Source organism: Pseudomonas libanensis, from assembly GCF_001439685.1.
Taxonomy (GTDB): Bacteria; Pseudomonadota; Gammaproteobacteria; order Pseudomonadales; family Pseudomonadaceae; genus Aquipseudomonas; species Aquipseudomonas libanensis.
In genome coordinates this window covers 95549-114334 of the sequence record NZ_JYLH01000015.1, presented here as the reverse complement: position 1 = coordinate 114334, position 18786 = coordinate 95549, and the positions used below count along the sequence as shown (strand labels likewise).

The 18786-nt window shown below is 59.7% G+C and carries 17 protein-coding genes and 1 pseudogene; 14 read left to right on the top strand and 4 right to left on the bottom strand.

The window, feature by feature from the left end:
* Nucleotides 1-87 precede the first annotated feature (87 nt).
* The 8 genes from TU73_RS21965 to fdhA all read left to right on the top strand — a co-directional run bounded on the left by TU73_RS21965 (nt 88) and on the right by fdhA (nt 9931).
* Nucleotides 88-816, top strand: a complete 729-nt coding sequence (locus TU73_RS21965; RefSeq protein ID WP_057013976.1) for a TraX family protein — start codon at nt 88-90, stop codon at nt 814-816.
* A 235-nt stretch (nt 817-1051) separates the two neighbouring features.
* Nucleotides 1052-2305, top strand: a complete 1254-nt coding sequence (gene glyA / locus TU73_RS21960; protein ID WP_057013975.1) for a serine hydroxymethyltransferase — start codon at nt 1052-1054, stop codon at nt 2303-2305.
* 22 nt (nt 2306-2327) lie between these two features.
* Nucleotides 2328-3578: a sarcosine oxidase subunit beta gene (locus TU73_RS21955; RefSeq protein WP_010207084.1), complete on the top strand. Its 1251-nt coding sequence runs from the start codon at nt 2328-2330 to the stop codon at nt 3576-3578.
* Between the two features lie 15 nt (nt 3579-3593).
* On the top strand, nt 3594-3896 hold the full coding sequence (locus TU73_RS21950; protein WP_057013974.1) for a sarcosine oxidase subunit delta: 303 nt from the start codon (nt 3594-3596) through the stop codon (nt 3894-3896).
* Nucleotides 3893-6910, top strand: coding sequence for a sarcosine oxidase subunit alpha (locus TU73_RS21945; RefSeq protein ID WP_057013973.1), 3018 nt, complete (start codon nt 3893-3895; stop codon nt 6908-6910). The genes TU73_RS21950 and TU73_RS21945 overlap by 4 nt, the downstream gene beginning before the upstream one ends.
* Nucleotides 6911-7032: 122 nt before the next feature.
* A complete protein-coding gene (locus tag TU73_RS21940) occupies nt 7033-7665 on the top strand; it encodes a sarcosine oxidase subunit gamma (protein ID WP_057013972.1) in 633 nt (210 codons plus the stop codon).
* Nucleotides 7666-7675: 10 nt separating this feature from the next.
* Nucleotides 7676-8533 (top strand): formyltetrahydrofolate deformylase, encoded by an 858-nt coding sequence (gene purU / locus TU73_RS21935; RefSeq protein ID WP_057013971.1) that lies wholly within the window; start codon nt 7676-7678, stop codon nt 8531-8533.
* Nucleotides 8534-8731: 198 nt separating this feature from the next.
* Nucleotides 8732-9931 (top strand): formaldehyde dehydrogenase, glutathione-independent, encoded by a 1200-nt coding sequence (fdhA, locus tag TU73_RS21930; RefSeq protein ID WP_005792122.1) that lies wholly within the window; start codon nt 8732-8734, stop codon nt 9929-9931.
* A 213-nt stretch (nt 9932-10144) separates the two neighbouring features.
* Here the strand turns inward: fdhA and TU73_RS21925 are convergent, their stop codons facing one another.
* Entirely contained in the window at nt 10145-10579 is a 435-nt protein-coding gene (locus TU73_RS21925; RefSeq protein ID WP_057013970.1) for a hypothetical protein, read from the bottom strand.
* A 291-nt stretch (nt 10580-10870) separates the two neighbouring features.
* Entirely contained in the window at nt 10871-11329 is a 459-nt protein-coding gene (locus tag TU73_RS21920; protein ID WP_057013969.1) for an anti-sigma factor domain-containing protein, read from the bottom strand.
* A 136-nt stretch (nt 11330-11465) separates the two neighbouring features.
* Here TU73_RS21920 and TU73_RS21915 point away from each other — a divergent pair, with 136 nt between their 5' ends.
* Nucleotides 11466-12038 (top strand): DUF2780 domain-containing protein, encoded by a 573-nt coding sequence (locus tag TU73_RS21915; RefSeq protein WP_057013968.1) that lies wholly within the window; start codon nt 11466-11468, stop codon nt 12036-12038.
* Nucleotides 12039-12704: 666 nt separating this feature from the next.
* Here TU73_RS21915 and TU73_RS29670 read toward each other — a convergent pair.
* Nucleotides 12705-12783, bottom strand: a pseudogene (locus TU73_RS29670) (hypothetical protein); the annotation flags it as partial.
* 197 nt (nt 12784-12980) lie between these two features.
* Between TU73_RS29670 and TU73_RS21910 the strand changes: the two are divergent.
* Nucleotides 12981-13631, top strand: coding sequence for a hypothetical protein (locus TU73_RS21910; RefSeq protein WP_057013967.1), 651 nt, complete (start codon nt 12981-12983; stop codon nt 13629-13631).
* Between the two features lie 40 nt (nt 13632-13671).
* Here TU73_RS21910 and TU73_RS21905 read toward each other — a convergent pair whose 3' ends face one another.
* Nucleotides 13672-14550: an acyltransferase gene (locus tag TU73_RS21905; RefSeq protein ID WP_057013966.1), complete on the bottom strand. Its 879-nt coding sequence runs from the start codon at nt 14548-14550 to the stop codon at nt 13672-13674.
* Nucleotides 14551-14723: 173 nt separating this feature from the next.
* On the opposite strand from TU73_RS21905, the gene rloA2 reads away from it, so the two are divergent.
* From rloA2 to creD, 4 genes are read left to right on the top strand one after another with little or no spacing between them, the layout of a single operon-like run.
* Nucleotides 14724-15224 carry a retropepsin-like aspartic peptidase RloA2 gene (gene rloA2 / locus TU73_RS21900; RefSeq protein ID WP_057013965.1) on the top strand — a complete coding sequence of 167 codons (501 nt, stop codon included), beginning with the start codon at nt 14724-14726 and terminating at the stop codon, nt 15222-15224.
* An 8-nt stretch (nt 15225-15232) separates the two neighbouring features.
* Complete coding sequence (creB, locus tag TU73_RS21895) at nt 15233-15901, top strand: two-component system response regulator CreB (RefSeq protein ID WP_057013964.1); 669 nt, start codon at nt 15233-15235, stop codon at nt 15899-15901.
* Nucleotides 15901-17340, top strand: coding sequence for a two-component system sensor histidine kinase CreC (gene creC / locus TU73_RS21890; RefSeq protein WP_057013963.1), 1440 nt, complete (start codon nt 15901-15903; stop codon nt 17338-17340). The genes creB and creC overlap by 1 nt, the downstream gene beginning before the upstream one ends.
* Nucleotides 17341-17392: 52 nt before the next feature.
* Nucleotides 17393-18742, top strand: a complete 1350-nt coding sequence (gene creD / locus TU73_RS21885; protein WP_057013962.1) for a cell envelope integrity protein CreD — start codon at nt 17393-17395, stop codon at nt 18740-18742.
* The last annotated feature ends 44 nt before the right edge of the window (nt 18743-18786 follow it).

The window sequence follows — 18786 nt, the reverse complement described above, 5'->3', positions numbered from 1 at the left end:
CCATTCCTGTGGTCGATGTTGGTGCGCACTTTAACCAAGATTGTGAGGAGGGCGCACGCACTGTAAATGCAAAGTCGTTGGGGAATTATGCACGGTACTCACACCTTGCCTGTCGGACCTGTCCGAGATGGCGCTTTGGATCTGCTCAAGTGGCTGGCGCTGCTGAGTATGGTGCTCGATCACCTGCGCTATGTGGGGCTGAGCCTGGATGGGCTATACGTGCCGGGGCGTCTGGCGTTTCCGTGGTTTTGCCTGGCGATTGCGGCTAATTTGCATCGTGTTCGTTACGCCCCAGTGACGGGCCATTGGCGCTACCTGGGTTGGTTGCTGCTGTTCAGCGTGATCAGCGAGGCGCCGTATCGGCTATTTATCGAGGATGCCGATACGTTGAATGTACTGCCGACCTTGGCGTTAGGTTTGCTGGTTGCCCGAGGATGGCAACAGAAGGCGCTTTTTGATCGAGTATTAGCGCTGATAGCACTCAGTATCGCGGCGGTGTTTGCGACACATTTGATGTTTGGTTTTTTCGGTGTGTTATTGCCCTTGGTAATGCTGCTGGTGTTCACTCGGGCTTGGTATTTCAGCCTGTTGCCGGGGCTTGTGTGTGTCGCCGCCAATCAATGGCAGATTCTGCTCAATAGCGGCACGCTCGTGGCGCTGCTGGGGTTGGCTGCATGTCTGATTGCCCCGCTGGCAGGATTGGTCTTATTGCGACATGGCAAAAACGCCAAGCCACCTGCCATGCGGCGCTGGGCCTATGCCCTGTATCCCATGCATTTTCTTCTGTTGCTACTCGTTCGCAAGCTCATCGTCTAACCCCTGTGGGAGCTGGCTTGCCTGCGATGCAGACACCTCGGTCTGTCAGTTGCACCGCAGCGATGCCATCGCAGGCAAGCCAGCTCCCACACAAGCTTTGCACATTCTTCAGTCCATGTCGTAAACGCACCTTTGCGTGGCGTGCGCAGGCATTTGGCCCGCACGCGCCAGCCCTACCATCGCATCAAAGGGCCCTGCACGGGCCTCAACAATACGAAAGGCTGGGAGAGACGCGATGTTCAGCAAACAAGACCAGATCCAGGGATATGACGACGCACTGTTGGCGGCGATGAGTGCCGAGGAGCAGCGTCAGGAAGACCATATCGAGCTGATCGCGTCGGAGAACTACACCAGCAAGCGCGTCATGCAAGCCCAGGGCAGCGGCCTGACCAACAAATACGCCGAAGGCTACCCGGGCAAGCGCTACTACGGCGGCTGCGAACATGTGGACAAGGTCGAGGCCCTGGCCATTGAACGCGCCAAGCAGCTGTTCGGTGCCGATTACGCCAACGTGCAGCCGCACTCAGGCTCCTCGGCCAACAGTGCGGTGTACCTGGCGCTGCTGAACGCCGGTGACACCATCCTCGGCATGAGCCTGGCCCACGGTGGTCACCTGACCCACGGCGCCAAGGTGTCGTCCTCGGGCAAGCTGTACAACGCGGTGCAGTACGGCATCAACACCGACACCGGCCTGATCGACTACGATGAAGTCGAGCGCCTGGCGGTGGAGCACAAGCCGAAGATGGTGGTGGCCGGGTTCTCTGCCTACTCCAAGACCCTGGATTTCCCACGTTTCCGTGCCATCGCCGACAAGGTCGGTGCGCTGCTGTTCGTCGATATGGCTCACGTCGCCGGCCTGGTCGCTGTCGGCCTGTACCCGAACCCGCTGCCCTACGCCGATGTGGTCACCACCACCACCCACAAGACCCTGCGCGGTCCGCGTGGCGGCCTGATCCTGGCCAAGGCCAACGAAGAGATCGAAAAGAAACTCAACGCCGCGGTCTTCCCCGGTGCCCAGGGTGGCCCGCTGATGCACGTGATCGCCGGCAAGGCGGTGTGTTTCAAGGAAGCCCAGGAACCCGGTTTCAAGGCTTACCAGCAACAAGTGATCGACAATGCCCAGGCCATGGCCGGCGTGTTCATCAAGCGCGGGTATGACGTAGTCTCCGGTGGTACCGACAATCACCTGTTCCTGGTCAGCCTGATCCGCCAGGGCCTCACCGGCAAAGAGGCGGACGCCGCCCTCGGTCGCGCCCATATCACCGTCAACAAGAACGCGGTGCCGAACGACCCGCAGTCACCGTTCGTGACCTCGGGCCTGCGTATCGGCACCCCGGCGGTAACCACCCGTGGTTTCAAAGTGCCGCAATGCATCGAGTTGGCCGGCTGGATCTGCGACATCCTCGACAACCTCGGTGACGCCGATGTCGAGGCCAACGTGGCCAAGCACGTGTCTGCCCTGTGCGCTGATTTCCCGGTTTATCGCTGAGCGCGGTTTTGGAGTAATGACTATGCAACGCTACTCAGGCTTCGGCCTCTTCAAGCACTCCCTCAGCCATCACGAAAACTGGCAGAAAATGTGGCGCACGCCGACGCCGAAAAAAGTCTACGACGTGGTCATCGTCGGCGGCGGCGGGCATGGTCTGGCGACCGCGTACTACTTGGCCAAGGAGCACGGCATCACCAACGTGGCCGTGGTCGAGAAGGGTTGGCTCGGTGGTGGTAACACTGCGCGCAACACCACCATCGTGCGGTCCAACTACCTGTGGGACGAGTCGGCGCACCTGTACGAACATGCGATGAAGCTCTGGGAAGGCTTGTCCCAGGACCTGAACTACAACGTCATGTTCTCCCAGCGCGGCGTCTACAACCTGTGCCATACCCTGCAGGACATTCGTGATTCCGAACGTCGCGTCAGCGCCAACCGCCTCAACGGCGTGGACGGCGAGCTGCTGAATGCCAAGCAGGTGGCGGATGAGATTCCGTACCTGGACTGCTCGAAAAATACCCGCTACCCAGTCCTGGGTGCAACCGTGCAGCGTCGCGGTGGCGTAGCCCGTCACGATGCCGTGGCCTGGGGCTTTGCCCGTGCCGCCGATGCCTTGGGCGTGGACTTGATCCAGCAGACCGAAGTGATTGGTTTCCGCAAGGAAAACGGTGTGTGCATCGGTGTGGAAACCAACAAGGGTTTTATCGGCGCCAAGCGCGTCGGTGTGGTCACCGCCGGCAACTCAGGGCACATGGCCTCGCTTGCCGGGTTCCGCCTGCCGATCGAATCACACCCGTTGCAAGCCCTGGTGTCGGAGCCGATCAAGCCGATTATCGATAGCGTGATCATGTCCAACGCCGTGCACGGTTATATCAGCCAGTCCGACAAGGGCGACCTGGTGATCGGTGCCGGTATCGACGGCTACAACGGCTACGGCCAACGCGGCTCGTACCCGGTGATCGAACACACCATCCAGGCCATCGTCGAGATGTTCCCGGTGCTGTCGCGGGTGCGCATGAACCGCCAGTGGGGCGGCATCGTCGACACCACGCCGGACGCCTGCCCGATCATCTCCAAGACCCCGGTACCGAACATGTTCTTCAACTGCGGTTGGGGCACCGGTGGCTTCAAGGCCACCCCGGGTTCAGGCAACGTGTTTGCCGCCAGCCTGGCCAAGGGTGAAATGCACCCGCTGGCCGCCCCCTTTTCCATCGACCGTTTCCACAACGGTGCGCTGATCGACGAACACGGCGCTGCGGCCGTCGCCCACTAACAGGAGAAATTTCCTATGTTGCATATCTTCTGTCCTCACTGTGGCGAACTGCGCTCCGAAGAGGAATTCCACGCGTCCGGCCAAGCGCATATCCCGCGCCCGCTGGACCCGAATGCCTGCACCGATGAAGAGTGGGGCGACTACATGTTCTTCCGCGACAACCCCCGTGGCCTGCATCACGAGCTGTGGATCCATGTCGCCGGTTGCCGCCAGTATTTCAACGCCACCCGCGACACCGTCACCTACGAAATTCTTGAAACCTACAAGATTGGCGAAAAACCCCAGTTCACCGCCAAGGCTTCTGGAGAGAAGGTATGAGCCAGATCAATCGCCTGTCCAACGGTGGCCGCATCGACCGCAATAAAGTCCTGACTTTCAGTTTCAACGGCCAGACTTACAAAGGCTTTGAAGGCGATACCCTGGCCGCCGCGTTGCTGGCCAACGGCGTCGACATCATCGGTCGCAGCTTCAAGTATTCGCGCCCACGGGGCATTTTCGCTGCCGGCGCCGAAGAGCCGAACGCAGTGCTGCAGATCGGCGCCACCGAAGCCACCCAGATTCCCAACGTCCGTGCTACCCAGCAGGCGCTGTACCAGGGTTTGGTCGCCACCAGCACCAACGGCTGGCCGAGCGTCAACAACGACATGATGGGGATTCTCGGCAAGGTCGGCGGCAAGCTGATGCCGCCGGGTTTCTACTACAAAACCTTCATGTACCCGCAGTCGTTCTGGATGACCTACGAGAAGTACATCCGTAAGGCCGCCGGTCTTGGCCGCTCGCCGACCGAGAATGATCCGGACACCTACGACAACTTCAACCGTCACTGCGACGTGCTGATCGTCGGCGCAGGCCCTGCTGGCCTCGCCGCTGCACTGGCTGCCGCCCGCAGCGGGGCGCGGGTGATCATCGCCGATGAGCAGGAAGAGTTCGGCGGGTCTTTGCTCGATTCCCGCGAAAGTCTCGACGGCAAGCCGGCCACCGAATGGGTTGCCAGCGTGATCGCTGAACTCAAAGCCCTGCCGGACGTGGTGCTGCTGCCCCGCGCCACCGTCAACGGTTACCACGACCATAACTTCCTGACTATCCACGAGCGCCTTACCGATCATCTCGGTGACCGTGCGCCGATTGGTGTGGTGCGCCAGCGTATCCACCGCGTACGTGCCAAGCGCGTGGTGCTGGCGACGGGGGCGTGCGAGCGTCCACTGGTGTACGGCAACAACGACGTGCCGGGCAATATGCTCGCTGGGGCGGTTTCTACCTACGTGCGTCGCTACGGCGTGGCACCGGGTAAAAAGCTGGTGCTGTCGACCAACAACGACCACGCCTACCGCGTAGCACTGGACTGGTTCGATGCCGGTCTGCAAGTCGTGGCCGTGGCCGATGCACGCCACAACCCCCGCGGCGCCCTGGTCGAAGAGGCCCGCGCCAAAGGCATTCGCATCCTTACCGGCAGCGCCGTGATCGAAGCCCGTGGCAGCAAGCATGTGACCGGTGTGCGCGTCGCCGCCATCGATGTCAAAGCGCATAAAGTCACCAGCCCCGGCGAATGGCTGGACTGCGACCTGGTGGCCAGTTCCGGCGGCTACAGTCCGGTGGTTCACTTGGCCTCGCATCTGGGCGGCAAGCCGACCTGGCGCGAAGACATCCTCGGTTTCGTACCGGGTGAAGCACCACAGAAACGCGTATGCGTCGGCGGCATCAACGGCGTCTATGGGCTTGGTGATTCCCTGGCCGATGGTTTTGAAGGCGGCGTGCGCGCCGCCAGCGAAGCCGGTTTTGCGCCGGTGGAAGGTACGCTGCCAAAAGCCTTGAGCCGTCTGGAGGAACCCACCCTTGCGCTGTTCCAGGTGCCCCACGAGAAAGCTACCGCACGAGCGCCAAAGCAATTTGTCGACCTGCAAAATGACGTCACTGCTGCTGCCATCGAACTGGCCACCCGCGAAGGTTTCGAGTCGGTGGAACACGTCAAGCGCTACACCGCGCTGGGCTTCGGCACCGACCAGGGCAAGCTGGGTAACGTCAACGGCCTGGCTATCGCGGCGCGCTCGCTGAACGTGACCATCCCGCAGATGGGCACCACCATGTTCCGTCCCAACTACACGCCAGTGACCTTCGGTGCGATAGCGGGGCGTCACTGTGGGCATATCTTCGAACCGGTGCGCTACACCGCCTTGCACGCCTGGCACGTGAAGAATGGCGCCGAATTTGAAGACGTCGGCCAGTGGAAACGCCCCTGGTATTTCCCGCGCAACGGTGAAGACCTGCATGCCGCGGTGAAACGCGAATGCCTGGCGGTGCGCGACAGCGTCGGCCTGCTGGATGCCTCCACCCTCGGCAAGATCGATATTCAGGGCCCGGATGCGCGCGAGTTCCTCAACCGCATCTACAGCAACGCCTGGACCAAGCTCGACGTGGGCAAGGCGCGCTATGGCCTGATGTGCAAGGAAGACGGCATGGTCTTCGACGACGGCGTCACTGCCTGCCTGGCCGACAACCACTTCCTGATGACCACCACCACCGGCGGCGCCGCCCGCGTGCTGCAGTGGCTGGAAATCTACCAACAGACCGAATGGCCGGACCTCAAGGTGTACTTCACCTCGGTCACCGACCACTGGGCGACCATGACCCTGTCCGGCCCCAACAGCCGCAAGCTGCTGAGTGAAGTGACTGACATCGACCTGGACAAGGACGGCTTCCCGTTCATGACCTGGAAGGAAGGCCTGGTCGGCGGCGTACCGGCGCGGGTATTCCGGATCTCCTTTACCGGTGAGCTGTCGTACGAAGTCAACGTGCAGGCCGACTACGCCATGGGCGTGCTGGAACAGATCGTCGAGGCCGGCAAGAAGTACAACCTGACCCCGTACGGCACCGAGACCATGCACGTACTGCGGGCCGAGAAAGGGTTCATCATCGTTGGGCAGGACACCGACGGCTCGATGACCCCGGACGACCTGAACATGGGCTGGTGCGTGGGCCGCACCAAACCGTTCTCGTGGATCGGCTGGCGTGGCATGAACCGCGAAGACTGCGTGCGTGAAGAGCGCAAGCAACTGGTGGGCTTGAAGCCGATTGATCCGAACGTGTGGCTGCCGGAAGGCGCTCAGTTGGTGTTCGATCCGAAGCAGACGATCCCGATGAAGATGGTCGGTCACGTCACTTCAAGCTATGCGCACAACTCCCTGGGTTATTCGTTCGCCATGGGTGTGGTGAAGGGCGGCTTGAAACGCATCGGCGAGCGGGTGTTCTCACCGCAAGCGGATGGCAGCGTGATCGAGGCAGAGATTGTTTCATCGGTGTTCTTTGACCCTAAAGGCGATCGGCAGAACATCTGATCGACCGAGTCGCCCGCATCGCAGGCAAGCCAGCTCCCACAGGGAAATGCATTCCAAATGTGGGAGGGGGCTTGCCCGCGATGAGGCCAGAACAGTCACCACAGAATTCAGACAGGTGCTTTATGACAGCAGCCAATGTTTACCAACAACGCCCCACCACCGGCGCCAAGGCCGAGTCGTCGCTGCACCATGCCGACCTCGCCAGCCTGGTTGGCAAGGGTCGCAAGAACGCCGGCGTGACCGTGCGCGAAAAGAAACTCCTCGGCCACCTGACCCTGCGCGGCGATGGCCATGATGCTGCCTTCGCCGCTGGCGTACACAAGGCCGTCGGCATTGAACTGCCCGGCCCCCTGAGTGTGGTCTTCAAAGGTGAAACCAGCCTTCAGTGGCTCGGCCCGGATGAGTGGCTGTTGATCGTGCCGAGCGGTGAAGAGTTTGCCGCCGAACAAAATCTACGCGCTGCCCTGGGCGACCTGCATATCCAGATCGTCAACGTCAGCGGCGGCCAGCAGATCCTTGAGCTGAGCGGCCCGAATGTGCGCGATGTGCTGATGAAGTCCACCAGCTACGACGTACACCCCAATAATTTCCCGGTGGGCAAGGCGGTGGGCACGGTGTTCGCCAAGTCGCAACTGGTGATCCGCCACATCGCTGAAGACACCTGGGAGCTGCTGATCCGCCGCAGCTTCTCAGATTACTGGTGGTTGTGGTTGCAGGATGCCTCGGCCGAATTCGGTTTGAGCGTTCAAGCCTGAGGAATCGCCCATGAGCCGCGCACCCGATACATGGATTTTGACCGCCGACTGCCCCAGCGTGCTCGGCACGGTGGACGCGGTCACCCGCTATCTGTTCGAGCAGGGCTGCTACGTCACCGAGCACCACTCGTTCGATGATCGCCTCTCGGGCCGGTTTTTCATTCGTGTGGAATTCCGCCAGCCCGACGGTTTCGACGAGCAAGCCTTTCGCGCAGGTCTGGCGACCCGTGGCGAAGCGTTTGGCATGATCTTCGAGCTGACCGCGCCGAACTACCGGCCGAAAGTGGTGATCATGGTCTCCAAGGCCGATCACTGCCTCAATGACCTGCTCTATCGCCAGCGCATCGGCCAGCTGTCGATGGACGTGGTTGCGGTGGTCTCCAACCATCCCGATCTCAAGCCGTTGGCCGACTGGCACCAGATTCCCTACTACTATTTTCCGCTGGACCCCAACGACAAACCGTCCCAGGAGCGTCAGGTGTGGAAGGTGGTGGAAGACACCGGCGCCGAGTTGGTCATCCTTGCGCGCTACATGCAGGTGCTGTCGCCGGAACTGTGCCGCAAGCTGGATGGCAAGGCCATCAATATCCATCACTCGTTGCTGCCGGGTTTCAAGGGCGCCAAGCCCTATCACCAGGCGTACAACAAGGGCGTGAAGCTGGTGGGCGCGACGGCGCACTACATCAACAACGATTTGGACGAAGGCCCGATCATCGCCCAGGGGGTGGAGGTGGTGGACCATAGCCACTATCCCGAGGACTTGATTGCCAAGGGGCGGGATATCGAAGGGCTCACATTGGCGCGGGCGGTGGGGTATCACATTGAGCGGCGAGTGTTCTTGAACGCCAATCGGACGGTGGTGCTCTGACTGACGCTTTCGCGAGCAAGCCCGCTCCCACATTCGACAGCATTTCAAGGTTGGAACCCGATCAAATGTGGGAGGGGGCTTGCTCCCGAAGGGGCCCTTACAAGCAACACAGGAAACAGCATCTGTAATCCGAGCACTCAACGCGCTGCCCACCCAAGCGGCAACGCAGTTCCATAAAAACAACAGCGAGGTGAAAGCATGTCTGGTAATCGTGGTGTCGTGTATCTCGGCAACGGCAAGGTCGAAGTACAGAAAATCGACTATCCCAAAATGCAGGACCCCCGTGGCAGGAAAATTGAGCACGGCGTCATCCTGCGCGTGGTCTCCACCAACATCTGCGGCTCCGACCAACACATGGTGCGCGGCCGCACCACTGCCCAGACCGGCCTGGTACTCGGTCACGAGATCACTGGCGAAGTGATCGAGAAGGGCAGCGACGTCGAAAACCTGAAAATCGGCGACCTGGTCTCCGTGCCCTTCAACGTGGCGTGCGGCCGCTGCCGTTCGTGCAAAGAACAACACACTGGTGTCTGCCTGACCGTCAACCCGGCCCGTGCCGGTGGTGCCTACGGCTACGTGGACATGGGCGACTGGACCGGCGGCCAGGCCGAATACGTGCTGGTGCCGTATGCCGACTTCAACCTGCTGAAACTGCCGGACCGCGATAAGGCCATGGAGAAAATCCGCGACCTGACCTGCCTCTCCGACATCCTGCCCACCGGCTATCACGGCGCCGTCACGGCCGGCGTTGGCCCTGGCAGCACCGTGTACATCGCGGGCGCCGGCCCGGTCGGCCTGGCGGCGGCGGCATCGGCACGCCTGCTGGGCGCGGCGGTGGTGATCATCGGCGACGTCAACTCGATCCGCCTGGCCCACGCCAAGGCCCAGGGTTTTGAAATTGTCGACCTGTCCACCGACACCCCTCTGCACGAACAGATTGCCGCGTTGCTCGGCGAGCCGGAAGTGGACTGCGCCGTTGACTGCGTGGGCTTTGAAGCACGTGGCCACGGTCACGACGGCGTCAAGGCCGAAGCCCCGGCCACCGTGCTCAACTCGCTGATGGGCGTGGTGCGCGTGGCTGGCAAGATCGGTATCCCGGGCCTGTACGTCACCGAAGATCCGGGTGCTGTCGATGCTGCTGCCAAAATGGGCAGCCTGAGCATTCGCTTCGGCTTAGGTTGGGCCAAGTCCCACAGCTTCCACACCGGTCAAACCCCCGTGATGAAGTACAACCGCCAACTGATGCAGGCGATCATGTGGGACCGTATCAACATTGCTGAGATCGTCGGTGTGCAGGTAATCAGCCTGGATGATGCGCCACGCGGGTATGGCGAGTTCGATGCGGGTGTGCCGAAGAAGTTTGTGATTGATCCGCATAAGTTGTTCAGTGCGGCGTAACTCACGGGTGGATGAAAAAGGGCGACGTTGCAGTTTGTGCGAAAACCTAGCAGCCTGCTGTTCGGTCCAAGGAAACTGCCAATATCTTTAGGTATGAGTATGTATGTAAAAGGGCGACCAGTATCGCCCTTTTACTTCATTACATCTATATCTGGTCCGTTGGCTGCTTCGCCCATTTCTCAATGTTTGAAGACTTGCAGGTCACTGCTGCGCTCAATTAAACCGGCAGTCCTTCGCTTCTTGCGCGTGGCAAGTATTGTCAGTCCATTCACCCCCCTCGGGAGTAATCGCTCGCCCAGTATTCCATCTCAGAGAGAGCCGGACGGCGGAAAACAGGCCTTTTCCTTCATAACTGCATGCCACGTATTGGGAGTCGCTGTTGATAAAGACATTTTTAAAGCCGACCTCATCGCTGTAGTCGGTGGTATCTCCGGGATTTTCTCCATGCCAAAGTCCATCCATGCTGGTGTAAATAGCAACGCCGCCATTTGGGGTATTTTGGACTCTATGTTCGAGCTCGCGCGGTTCAGGGCAACTGGCTGCCTGAGCGTTCAGACTTCCGAGCACAGCCAAAACAGCCACAAGCCCTCCCACACACGCCTTGGGGTCACTGAACTTGCCTAGCCAGTTTTTATTAGCCTTTTTCATTGCTTGTACTCCTTTACTTTATTAGGGAGCCCTCATATTAAGTAGCCGAAACAGGCTTCGAAACTGTCAGATCTCACAGTCCATAAAACTCGTTGGATATAAAAATCAAAGTACTTATAGCGTTTGGGTGTCGATGAGCGGTGCATGGTCAGTGAGCGGGTCAGACGTCGCCACACGAGATGTGGGAGGGGGCTTGCTCCCGATAGCGGTGGCTTAGTCAGTAATCTGTGACTGAACTGCCGCTATCGGGAGCAAGCCCCCTCCCACAAGAGTTTTATGATGTTTTGGAGATCAGCGAATGGCCAGTGCGCCCTGGTATACGGTCGGGCCGGTTGGCTGCTTACTCACTGAGCCTCCTTTGGTTTCAGAACTTACCATCAACTCCACGGGTTGTTTGATCGTCTCCTGCTGGCGGGGATTCAGGCCAATGATACCTTTGCCATCCTCCGGTAACAGGCCAAGGGACACAGGCGCGCCATCTTTGGGAATTGCCCACAGTTCAAGGCTTTGGTCCGGTGCTGGCGCTGTGGAGGCAATCGGTTCTACTTCCAGGTAATCCTTGTGGGCCATGATCTGTGCCGCTGGCTGCTGGGTAGTGGTCACCAGTGTCGCGGCGGACTTGACGCTGTCCTGGGTGTAGAGCGCGCCGCCGATACCAGCAACCACCACCACACAGGCGCCTATGAACAGGCGTGGGCGGCTCCAGAATGGAGGCTTTTGCTCAATCACTTGGGGTTGGATCGCAGTCATAAGTCTCTTCCTGACAAATTTTGTAGTCAGTGCATGGACCCCCTTATCCTCGATGGGTTCCAGGGTGGCCCTGGAACAACCGACGAGATACCCAGTCCAACGCCTGCTTTTGCTCCCACATTCAGAGGTTGTCTTGATGAAGATTTCACGCGGTTTTGCCCTGTCCTGCCTGTTGACCGTGGCCACCGGCCCGGTGTTCGCCGCAGGCTTCAGCCTTGGCGATGCGGCCAATGCCATCTCAGGCATGCAAGGCGGTAACAACAAGGCCGCAGCCGCTGCACCGTCGTCTGAGACAGCTGGCTTGCTCAGCGCCCTGACTTCGCAACTGAACATTACCCCCGAGCAGGCGGTGGGCGGCACGGGAGCCATGTTGGGCCTGGCGAAAAACAAACTGAGCGGCAACGACTTTTCGCAGCTGGGTCATAGCGTTCCAGGCCTCGCTCAGCTGTCGGGTAACAACGCACTGGGTAGCCTCGGCGCCTTGAGCGGCATGCTCGGCCAAACCGGTGGCAGCAAGACCAGCGGCCTCGACGGCCTGTTGGGTAACGTGAAAAACACCAGCGACTTGAACACCGCGTTCAGCGCCCTGGGTATGGACAGCGGCATGATCGGCCAGTTTGCGCCGGTGATCCTGCAGTACCTGGGCGGGCAGGGTGCCGACAGTTCAGTACTGGGCAAGCTGGCCCAAGCTTGGGGCACCAGCAATTAATCGCCCTTCCTACGCAGTAGTAACCTTCGCAGCATTACTTTGTTGCTGCCTGAGGTGAAAACCGACTGACTTAATAGTGCCCACTGCGTCGGCAGGCAAGGCGGTACGTTCGCGGTGCTGACGGACGCTTCTGTATATCGATGGTGACCTCGGGCACCGCGTTAGATTCAGTAGCACTCTTGCTGGAACCACGGAGTTAGGTTCGCCACACAAGTGGTGGACCTCCAGGGCTGGTAGGGCCGGGAGTTACTCTAACTCGCTATAGGAAATTATCTTATGAGTATAATTAGAAACAGTTTTCCACCTTTCGCACCACCCTTTTACCCGGGTCAGGATATGCCACCCAAGTTGCCTGACGTATCGAGTAAGGGCAGTGGAGAGCCGGGCCTCTACTCCAAGTATCCTAACTGGTTTCCGAAGGAAGCTCGGCCTACCGACTGCGGGTTTGGCCGCTCGTCGACCTGGCCTGACACTGTAGCGGACAAGAGTCTCCCTCCGCGACAAACCAGCTTGCAGGAGAAGCTGGAAAAAAATACGAAATACTCGTCAGATCAAACATAATGTGTTGACTGTATTGCAGCACGCAAATAAGTGGCGATCCGTTCAGGGTCGCTATTTTTAATTTGTAATATCGGTTGTGTGAGCTTTGTGCAAAGCACGGTAGTTCCTGCCCCGCCAGCTCCGGGTGCTTGACCAGGAACGCCTTGGTGTAGCGCTTCATGAACGGATAATCCAGCGCCCACCAGCGGTTAATCGCCCTTCCTCCAAGGGATTGCGTTTCCTATAACTATTTCCAAGCCATCCTTCGTGATGAGTTGTGGGCGAAATAGTTTGTATCTAAGCGGCCGGAACTGTAGGAAGTCTGAGTGCCACGCAGTAGTACCCTTTGCAGCACCACATTAGTGCGTTTGAAGGGTAATCAACTAACTGAGTGGTGACCTGATGACTTCCGTTAATTCGCTGCAGCACATGCTCCATAATCAATACAATCTGCTCGGCAACACGGTGCCGACCACCAAGGCTGAGCCCAATACCCATAACCTGGGATTGAACGCGAACTTACTGCAGAACTTGCGCGTTGATCTGGGATCCGTAGCCAACGGGTCGAACCCTGAGCGGGCACTTAATAACCTGATGGCTGGGCTGCAACAATTCCTGGGATCTACCCATGCCATGGCCCAAGAGTGGCCGGCCGGAAAAGCGCTCCCTGAAGGCGGCGTAGACCTTGTAAAGGGTGAGGACGGTCAGCCAAAAGTGGTTACCCCAGCCCAAGAGTGGCCGGCCGGAAAAGCGCTCCCTGAAGGCGGCGTAGACCTTGTAAAGGGTAAGGACGGCCAGCCAGTAGAGTTCGAGGCATCCGAAGCGCAGCGCAACGCCTGGGAAAACTCGAACTCAGCTGTGCAAACTGACGCTAACGCAGCGATTTCAAACCTCAAGCAGCTGCTGGACACTCAGGCCGCTGGAGGAGATATTTCTCAGGCATCGGCCCATTTGCGCTCGGCTTTGCAGTCCCTTTTTGAGAATACTTCTTTGGCTGACGGCCTTAAGCAGGTACGAGATGCTCTGCGCGAAAGCATAAGGTCTCAGGTTTGAGAAACAGTAGGGTTAAATACCCCTACCCACTTTGCGGCTTTCATTTGAGAAGTTCCTGAATACGTTGATCCTTCTCCCCCCAGAGCTGGTTGACCCAGCTCTGGACGGTCTGGCGAAACGCCGGATCGTTCTCGTAATCCCCCTGCCACAACGCCGAGTCCAGTTCGCGGGTGCGGATATCCACGATCACCTTCGGCACCGCGCCACTGATCAAGTCCCAGAACCCTGGAATCTTTTGTTGCGGATACACCACGGTCACGTCGAGTACCGCGTCCAGCTGTTCACCCATCGCGGCCAGCACAAATGCCACGCCGCCCGCCTTGGGCTTGAGCAACCGGTTAAACGGTGAAGCCTGTTGCTTGCGCTTGGCCTCGCTGAACCGCGTGCCCTCCAGGTAATTGACCACCGTGACCGGCTGGCGCTTGAACAGCTCGCAGGCCTCTTTGGTGATCTTCAAGTCCTGGCCCGCCAGTTCCGGGTGCTTGGCCAGGAACGCCTTGGTGTAGCGCTTCATGAACGGGTAGTCCAGCGCCCACCAGGCCAGGCCGAGGAAGGGCACCCAGATCAATTCTTTTTTCAGGAAGAATTTGAAGAACGGCGTGCGCCGGTTCAGCGTCTGGATCAGCGCCGGGATATCGACCCAGGATTGGTGATTGCTGATGACGAGGTAGGAGGTGTCACCGCGCAAGTCATCGCCACCGCGTATATCCCATTGGGTCGGGATGCACAGCGAAAAGATCAGCTTGTCGATCTCGGCCCAGGTCTCGGCGATCCACATCACCGCCCAGGACATGTAGTCGCGAAAGCGACCCGGAGCCATCAGCTTGAGCAGGGCAAACACCATCAGCGGCCCGAACAGCACCAGGGTGTTGAGCAATAGCAGCAGTGTGACAAAACAGCCGGTGAGCAGGCGGCGCATAAATAACTCTTGGAATCTTGTGGGCGGGCCATGATAAGCAAGGTCAGTCTAGAGGCCAAATCGCAAATCAGCGGACGAATGTTTCACAATGTGCCGTGTAGGGTGGCAGTCACTAACTAAGTGCCGCGTTTGCGGTCTAGAATCCGCCTACTTCTTTCCGAGGACCTCACTTCGTGAAACTATTATTTGCCTCCCTAGCTCTAGTGGCCCTGCCGGTCATGGCCGCTGAACCGACCCTCTACGGTCGCTATGAATACATTCAGTTGCCGGAGATCGGCGAAACCTTCAAGGCTAAGATGGACACCGGCGCGCTGACCGCCTCATTGTCGGCCCGGGACATCGAGACCTTCACCCGCGATGGCGATGATTGGGTGCGCTTCCGCCTTGGCGGCAAGGACGCCGGCAACAAGGTCTACGAGCATAAGGTGTCGCGCATCAGCAAGATCAAGAGCCGTGCCGACGAAGACGATGACAAGGACGAACCTGCCGTGGCCAAGCGCCCGGTAGTCGATCTGGAAATGTGCCTGGGCAACGTCAAGCGCACCGTCGAGGTCAACCTCACCGACCGCAGCAGCTTCAATTATCCGCTGCTGATCGGCGCCAAGGCCCTGCGTGAATTTGGCGCGGCGGTGAACCCGGCACGTCGCTACACTGCCGACAAACCGGACTGCTGATTGAACCCATGCCGCACATCCTGATTGTCGAAGACGAAGCGGCGATAGCCGACACGCTGATCTTTGTCTTGCAAGGCGATGGCTTCACCACCACCTGGCTGACCCTTGGCCAGGCTGCGCTGGAGCATCAGCGCCAGAGCCCGGCCGACCTGATCATCCTCGACATCGGCCTGCCGGACATCACCGGCTTTGAAACATGCAAGCAACTGCGTCGTTTCAGTGAAGTGCCGGTGATGTTCCTCAGTGCCCGGGATGCCGAGATTGATCGGGTGGTAGGGCTGGAAATCGGTGCCGACGATTATGTGGTCAAGCCCTTCAGCCCACGGGAAGTGGCGGCGCGAGTCCGGGCGATCCTCAAGCGGGTCGGCCCGGGCGTGGCGCCGACGCAGTTCCAGGTCGACCTGGAGCGCATGCAGATCAACTATCGCGGACAACCCTTGAGCCTTACGCGCCACGAGTTCCGCCTGCTGCAAAGCCTGTTGGAACAACCCGAGCGCGTGTTCAGCCGCGAACAATTGCTGGACGCGGTGGGTGTGCCGGCCGATGCGGGTTACGAGCGCAATATCGACAGCCATATCAAGAGCCTGCGCAGCAAACTGCGCAGCGTGGCGGCGGACGCCGAGCCGATCCAGACTCACCGCGGCCTCGGCTACAGCTACAGCCCGAGCAACGGCTGATGCGCCTGGGGCTGCGGATCTTCCTGGTGTATGCGCTGTTTATCGGCCTGACCGGCTACTTTGTGCTTAATACAGTGATGAAGGAAATCCGTCCCGGCGTGCGCCAGTCCACCGAAGAAACCCTGGTCGACACCGCCAACCTGCTGGCTGAAATCCTGCGCGAGGATGTGAAGAACGGCACTCTCGGCCAGAGTCATTGGCCGGCGCTGCTCAAGGCCTATGGCAGCCGCCAGCCGGGAGCGACGATCTGGGGCCTGCCGAAAAACCAGGTCAACCACCGCATCTACGTCACCGATGCCAAGGGTACGGTGCTGCTCGACTCCACGGGCGAAGCGGTGGGCCAGGACTATTCGAAATGGAACGACGTGTACCTGACCCTGCGCGGCGAATACGGTGCGCGCTCCACCCGCAGCGCTGTGGAGGATCCAGCCTCATCTGTGATGCACGTGGGCGCGCCGATTCGCGATAACGGCCAGATTATCGGCGTGGTCACCGTGGCCAAGCCCAACAGCTCATTGCAACCCTATGTGGACCGCACCGAGCGCCGCCTGCTGTGGTACGGCGCCGGGCTGGTGGTGCTCGGCTTGTTGCTGGGGGCTGTGTTGTCATGGTGGTTGAGCGTGGCGCTGCGGCGGTTGACGGCTTACGCCGAGGCGGTCAGCGAAGGGCGGCGTGCCGAGTTGCCCCATTATCGGGGCGGCGAGTTGAGGCAGTTGTCCGCCGCCGTGGAGCACATGCGCACGCAGCTGGAGGGCAAGGCTTACGTCGAGCATTACGTGCACACCCTGACCCATGAACTGAAAAGTCCGTTGGCGGCGATTCGTGGCGCGGCGGAGCTGTTGCAGGGCGATATGAGCCGTGAGCAGCAGCAGCGTTTTGTCGGCAACATCGACAGCGAAAGTGCGCGCCTGCAGCAGTTGATCGAGCGCTTGCTCAACCTGGCCCAGGTGGAGCAACGCCAGGGGCTTGAAGAGCAGTCGAGCATCCCGCTGGCGGCCTTGGTCGAGGATGTACTCAAGGCCCAGTGTGCGCGGATCGAAGGCGTCGGCTTGCACGTCGAGCAGGCGATTGCCGCCGACGTGAAGGTGTTTGGCGAACCCTTCCTGCTGCGCCAGGCCCTGGGCAATCTGCTGGACAACGCCCTGGATTTCACCCCGCCCGGTGGTGCGCTGCGGTTCAGTGCGCAGGTGCGGCATAACGATGTGCAAGTCAGCCTGTTCAATCAGGCCGATGCCATTCCCGACTACGCCTTGCCGCGTTTGAGCGAGCGCTTCTACTCGTTGCCACGTCCGGCCAGCGGGCGCAAAAGTACCGGCCTGGGCCTCAACTTTGTCGAGGAAGTGATGAAGCTGCACGGCGGCTCGTTGCAGATCGGCAATGTGCCTGGCGGCGTGCAAGCGGTGCTGCATCTCCACACAGTCTCCACATTACCCACATAAATCCCCCACACGTATTCCCCAGACTCTCTCCCATTCACACAGGGAGAGACCCATGAACCGCAGCCTGCTTTTCAAACTTGGCGCGATTGCGCTGCTGATCCTGTTGTTGTTGATTCCGTTGCTGATGATCAACGGCATCATCAGCGACCGCCAGCAACTGCGCGACGGCGTCTTGATGGACATTGCCCGCAGTTCCAGCTACGCCCAGCGCCTGGCCGGGCCGGTCATGGTGGTGCCGTATCGCAAGACCGTGCGCGAATGGAAGCTCAATGAAAAGCTCAACAAACGCTATGAAGAAACCCGTGAGGAGCGCGGGCGTCTGTATTTCCTGCCGGACCGCTTTGAACTTGACGGCAAAGTGCAAACCGAACTGCGTTCACGGGGCATCTACCAGGCGCGGCTGTTTCACGCCGACAACCGTATCAGCGGGCGTTTCGAGTTGCCTGCGCAGTTGGGCATCACGGAAAACTTTGCCGATTACCGTTTTGAACCGGCGTTCCTGGCGGTGGGCATCAGCGATATTCGCGGGATTGAAAATGCCTTGAAGCTGGAACTGGGTGACCAACGTCTGGAGTTTTCGCCGGGCTCTCAAGTGGCCTGGCTGGGCGAGGGCGTGCATGTGACGTTGCCGGAGCAGGACGGCAAGCAACCTGCGGTACTGGAGTTCGCCTTCGACCTGCGCCTGCAAGGCACCGAACAACTGCAAGTGGTGCCGGTGGGCAAGGCCAGCCAAGTTTCGCTGGCGTCCAACTGGCCGCACCCGAGTTTTATCGGCAACTTCCTGCCGGCTCAACGTGACGTCACTGACAAAGGGTTTACCGCTGATTGGCAGACTTCATTCTTCTCCACCAACCTGGAGCAGGCCCTGCAAAACTGCCTGGACGGGCAAGGCTGTGAAGATTTTACCAACCGCAGCTTTGGCGTGAACTTCATCGACCCGGTGGACCAGTACCTCAAGAGCGACCGCGCGATCAAGTATGCGCTGCTGTTCATCGCCCTGACCTTTGCCGGCTTTTTCCTGTTCGAAGTGCTCAAGAGCCTGGCCGTGCACCCGGTCCAATATGCGTTGGTGGGGGTCGCACTGGCGTTCTTCTACCTGCTGCTGTTGTCGTTATCCGAGCATGTGGGCTTTGCTCTGGCGTACCTGATATCCGCCAGCGCCTGCGTACTGCTGATCGGTTTTTACGTGTGCCATGTGCTGCGCAGCGTTGCTCATGGCTTGGGGTTCTCGGCGGGGCTGGCGGCATTGTATGGCTTGCTTTACGGGCTGCTGAGTGCCGAGGATTACGCGCTGCTGATGGGCTCGCTGTTGCTGTTTGGCCTGCTGGGCACGGTGATGGTGCTGACGCGCAGGCTGGATTGGTATGGGGTGGGCAAGCGCAAGGTGGAGGAGGAGCAATGATTGGGTTGCGCGAAGACCAGCAGATGAAGGTGAGGATGGTCAAC

Coding starts and splice junctions, on each gene's coding strand:
- TU73_RS21950 (WP_057013974.1), top strand. CDS start 3,594: ATGTTGCATATCTTCTGTCCTCACTGTGGCGAACTGCGCTCCGAAGAG.
- TU73_RS21945 (WP_057013973.1), top strand. CDS start 3,893: ATGAGCCAGATCAATCGCCTGTCCAACGGTGGCCGCATCGACCGCAAT.
- TU73_RS21925 (WP_057013970.1), bottom strand. CDS start 10,579: ATGAAAAAGGCTAATAAAAACTGGCTAGGCAAGTTCAGTGACCCCAAG.
- TU73_RS21905 (WP_057013966.1), bottom strand. CDS start 14,550: ATGCGCCGCCTGCTCACCGGCTGTTTTGTCACACTGCTGCTATTGCTC.
- TU73_RS21940 (WP_057013972.1), top strand. CDS start 7,033: ATGACAGCAGCCAATGTTTACCAACAACGCCCCACCACCGGCGCCAAG.
- TU73_RS21910 (WP_057013967.1), top strand. CDS start 12,981: ATGACTTCCGTTAATTCGCTGCAGCACATGCTCCATAATCAATACAAT.
- glyA (WP_057013975.1), top strand. CDS start 1,052: ATGTTCAGCAAACAAGACCAGATCCAGGGATATGACGACGCACTGTTG.
- creB (WP_057013964.1), top strand. CDS start 15,233: ATGCCGCACATCCTGATTGTCGAAGACGAAGCGGCGATAGCCGACACG.
- TU73_RS21915 (WP_057013968.1), top strand. CDS start 11,466: ATGAAGATTTCACGCGGTTTTGCCCTGTCCTGCCTGTTGACCGTGGCC.
- TU73_RS21920 (WP_057013969.1), bottom strand. CDS start 11,329: ATGACTGCGATCCAACCCCAAGTGATTGAGCAAAAGCCTCCATTCTGG.
- creC (WP_057013963.1), top strand. CDS start 15,901: ATGCGCCTGGGGCTGCGGATCTTCCTGGTGTATGCGCTGTTTATCGGC.
- TU73_RS21955 (WP_010207084.1), top strand. CDS start 2,328: ATGCAACGCTACTCAGGCTTCGGCCTCTTCAAGCACTCCCTCAGCCAT.
- fdhA (WP_005792122.1), top strand. CDS start 8,732: ATGTCTGGTAATCGTGGTGTCGTGTATCTCGGCAACGGCAAGGTCGAA.
- purU (WP_057013971.1), top strand. CDS start 7,676: ATGAGCCGCGCACCCGATACATGGATTTTGACCGCCGACTGCCCCAGC.
- TU73_RS21965 (WP_057013976.1), top strand. CDS start 88: ATGCACGGTACTCACACCTTGCCTGTCGGACCTGTCCGAGATGGCGCT.
- creD (WP_057013962.1), top strand. CDS start 17,393: ATGAACCGCAGCCTGCTTTTCAAACTTGGCGCGATTGCGCTGCTGATC.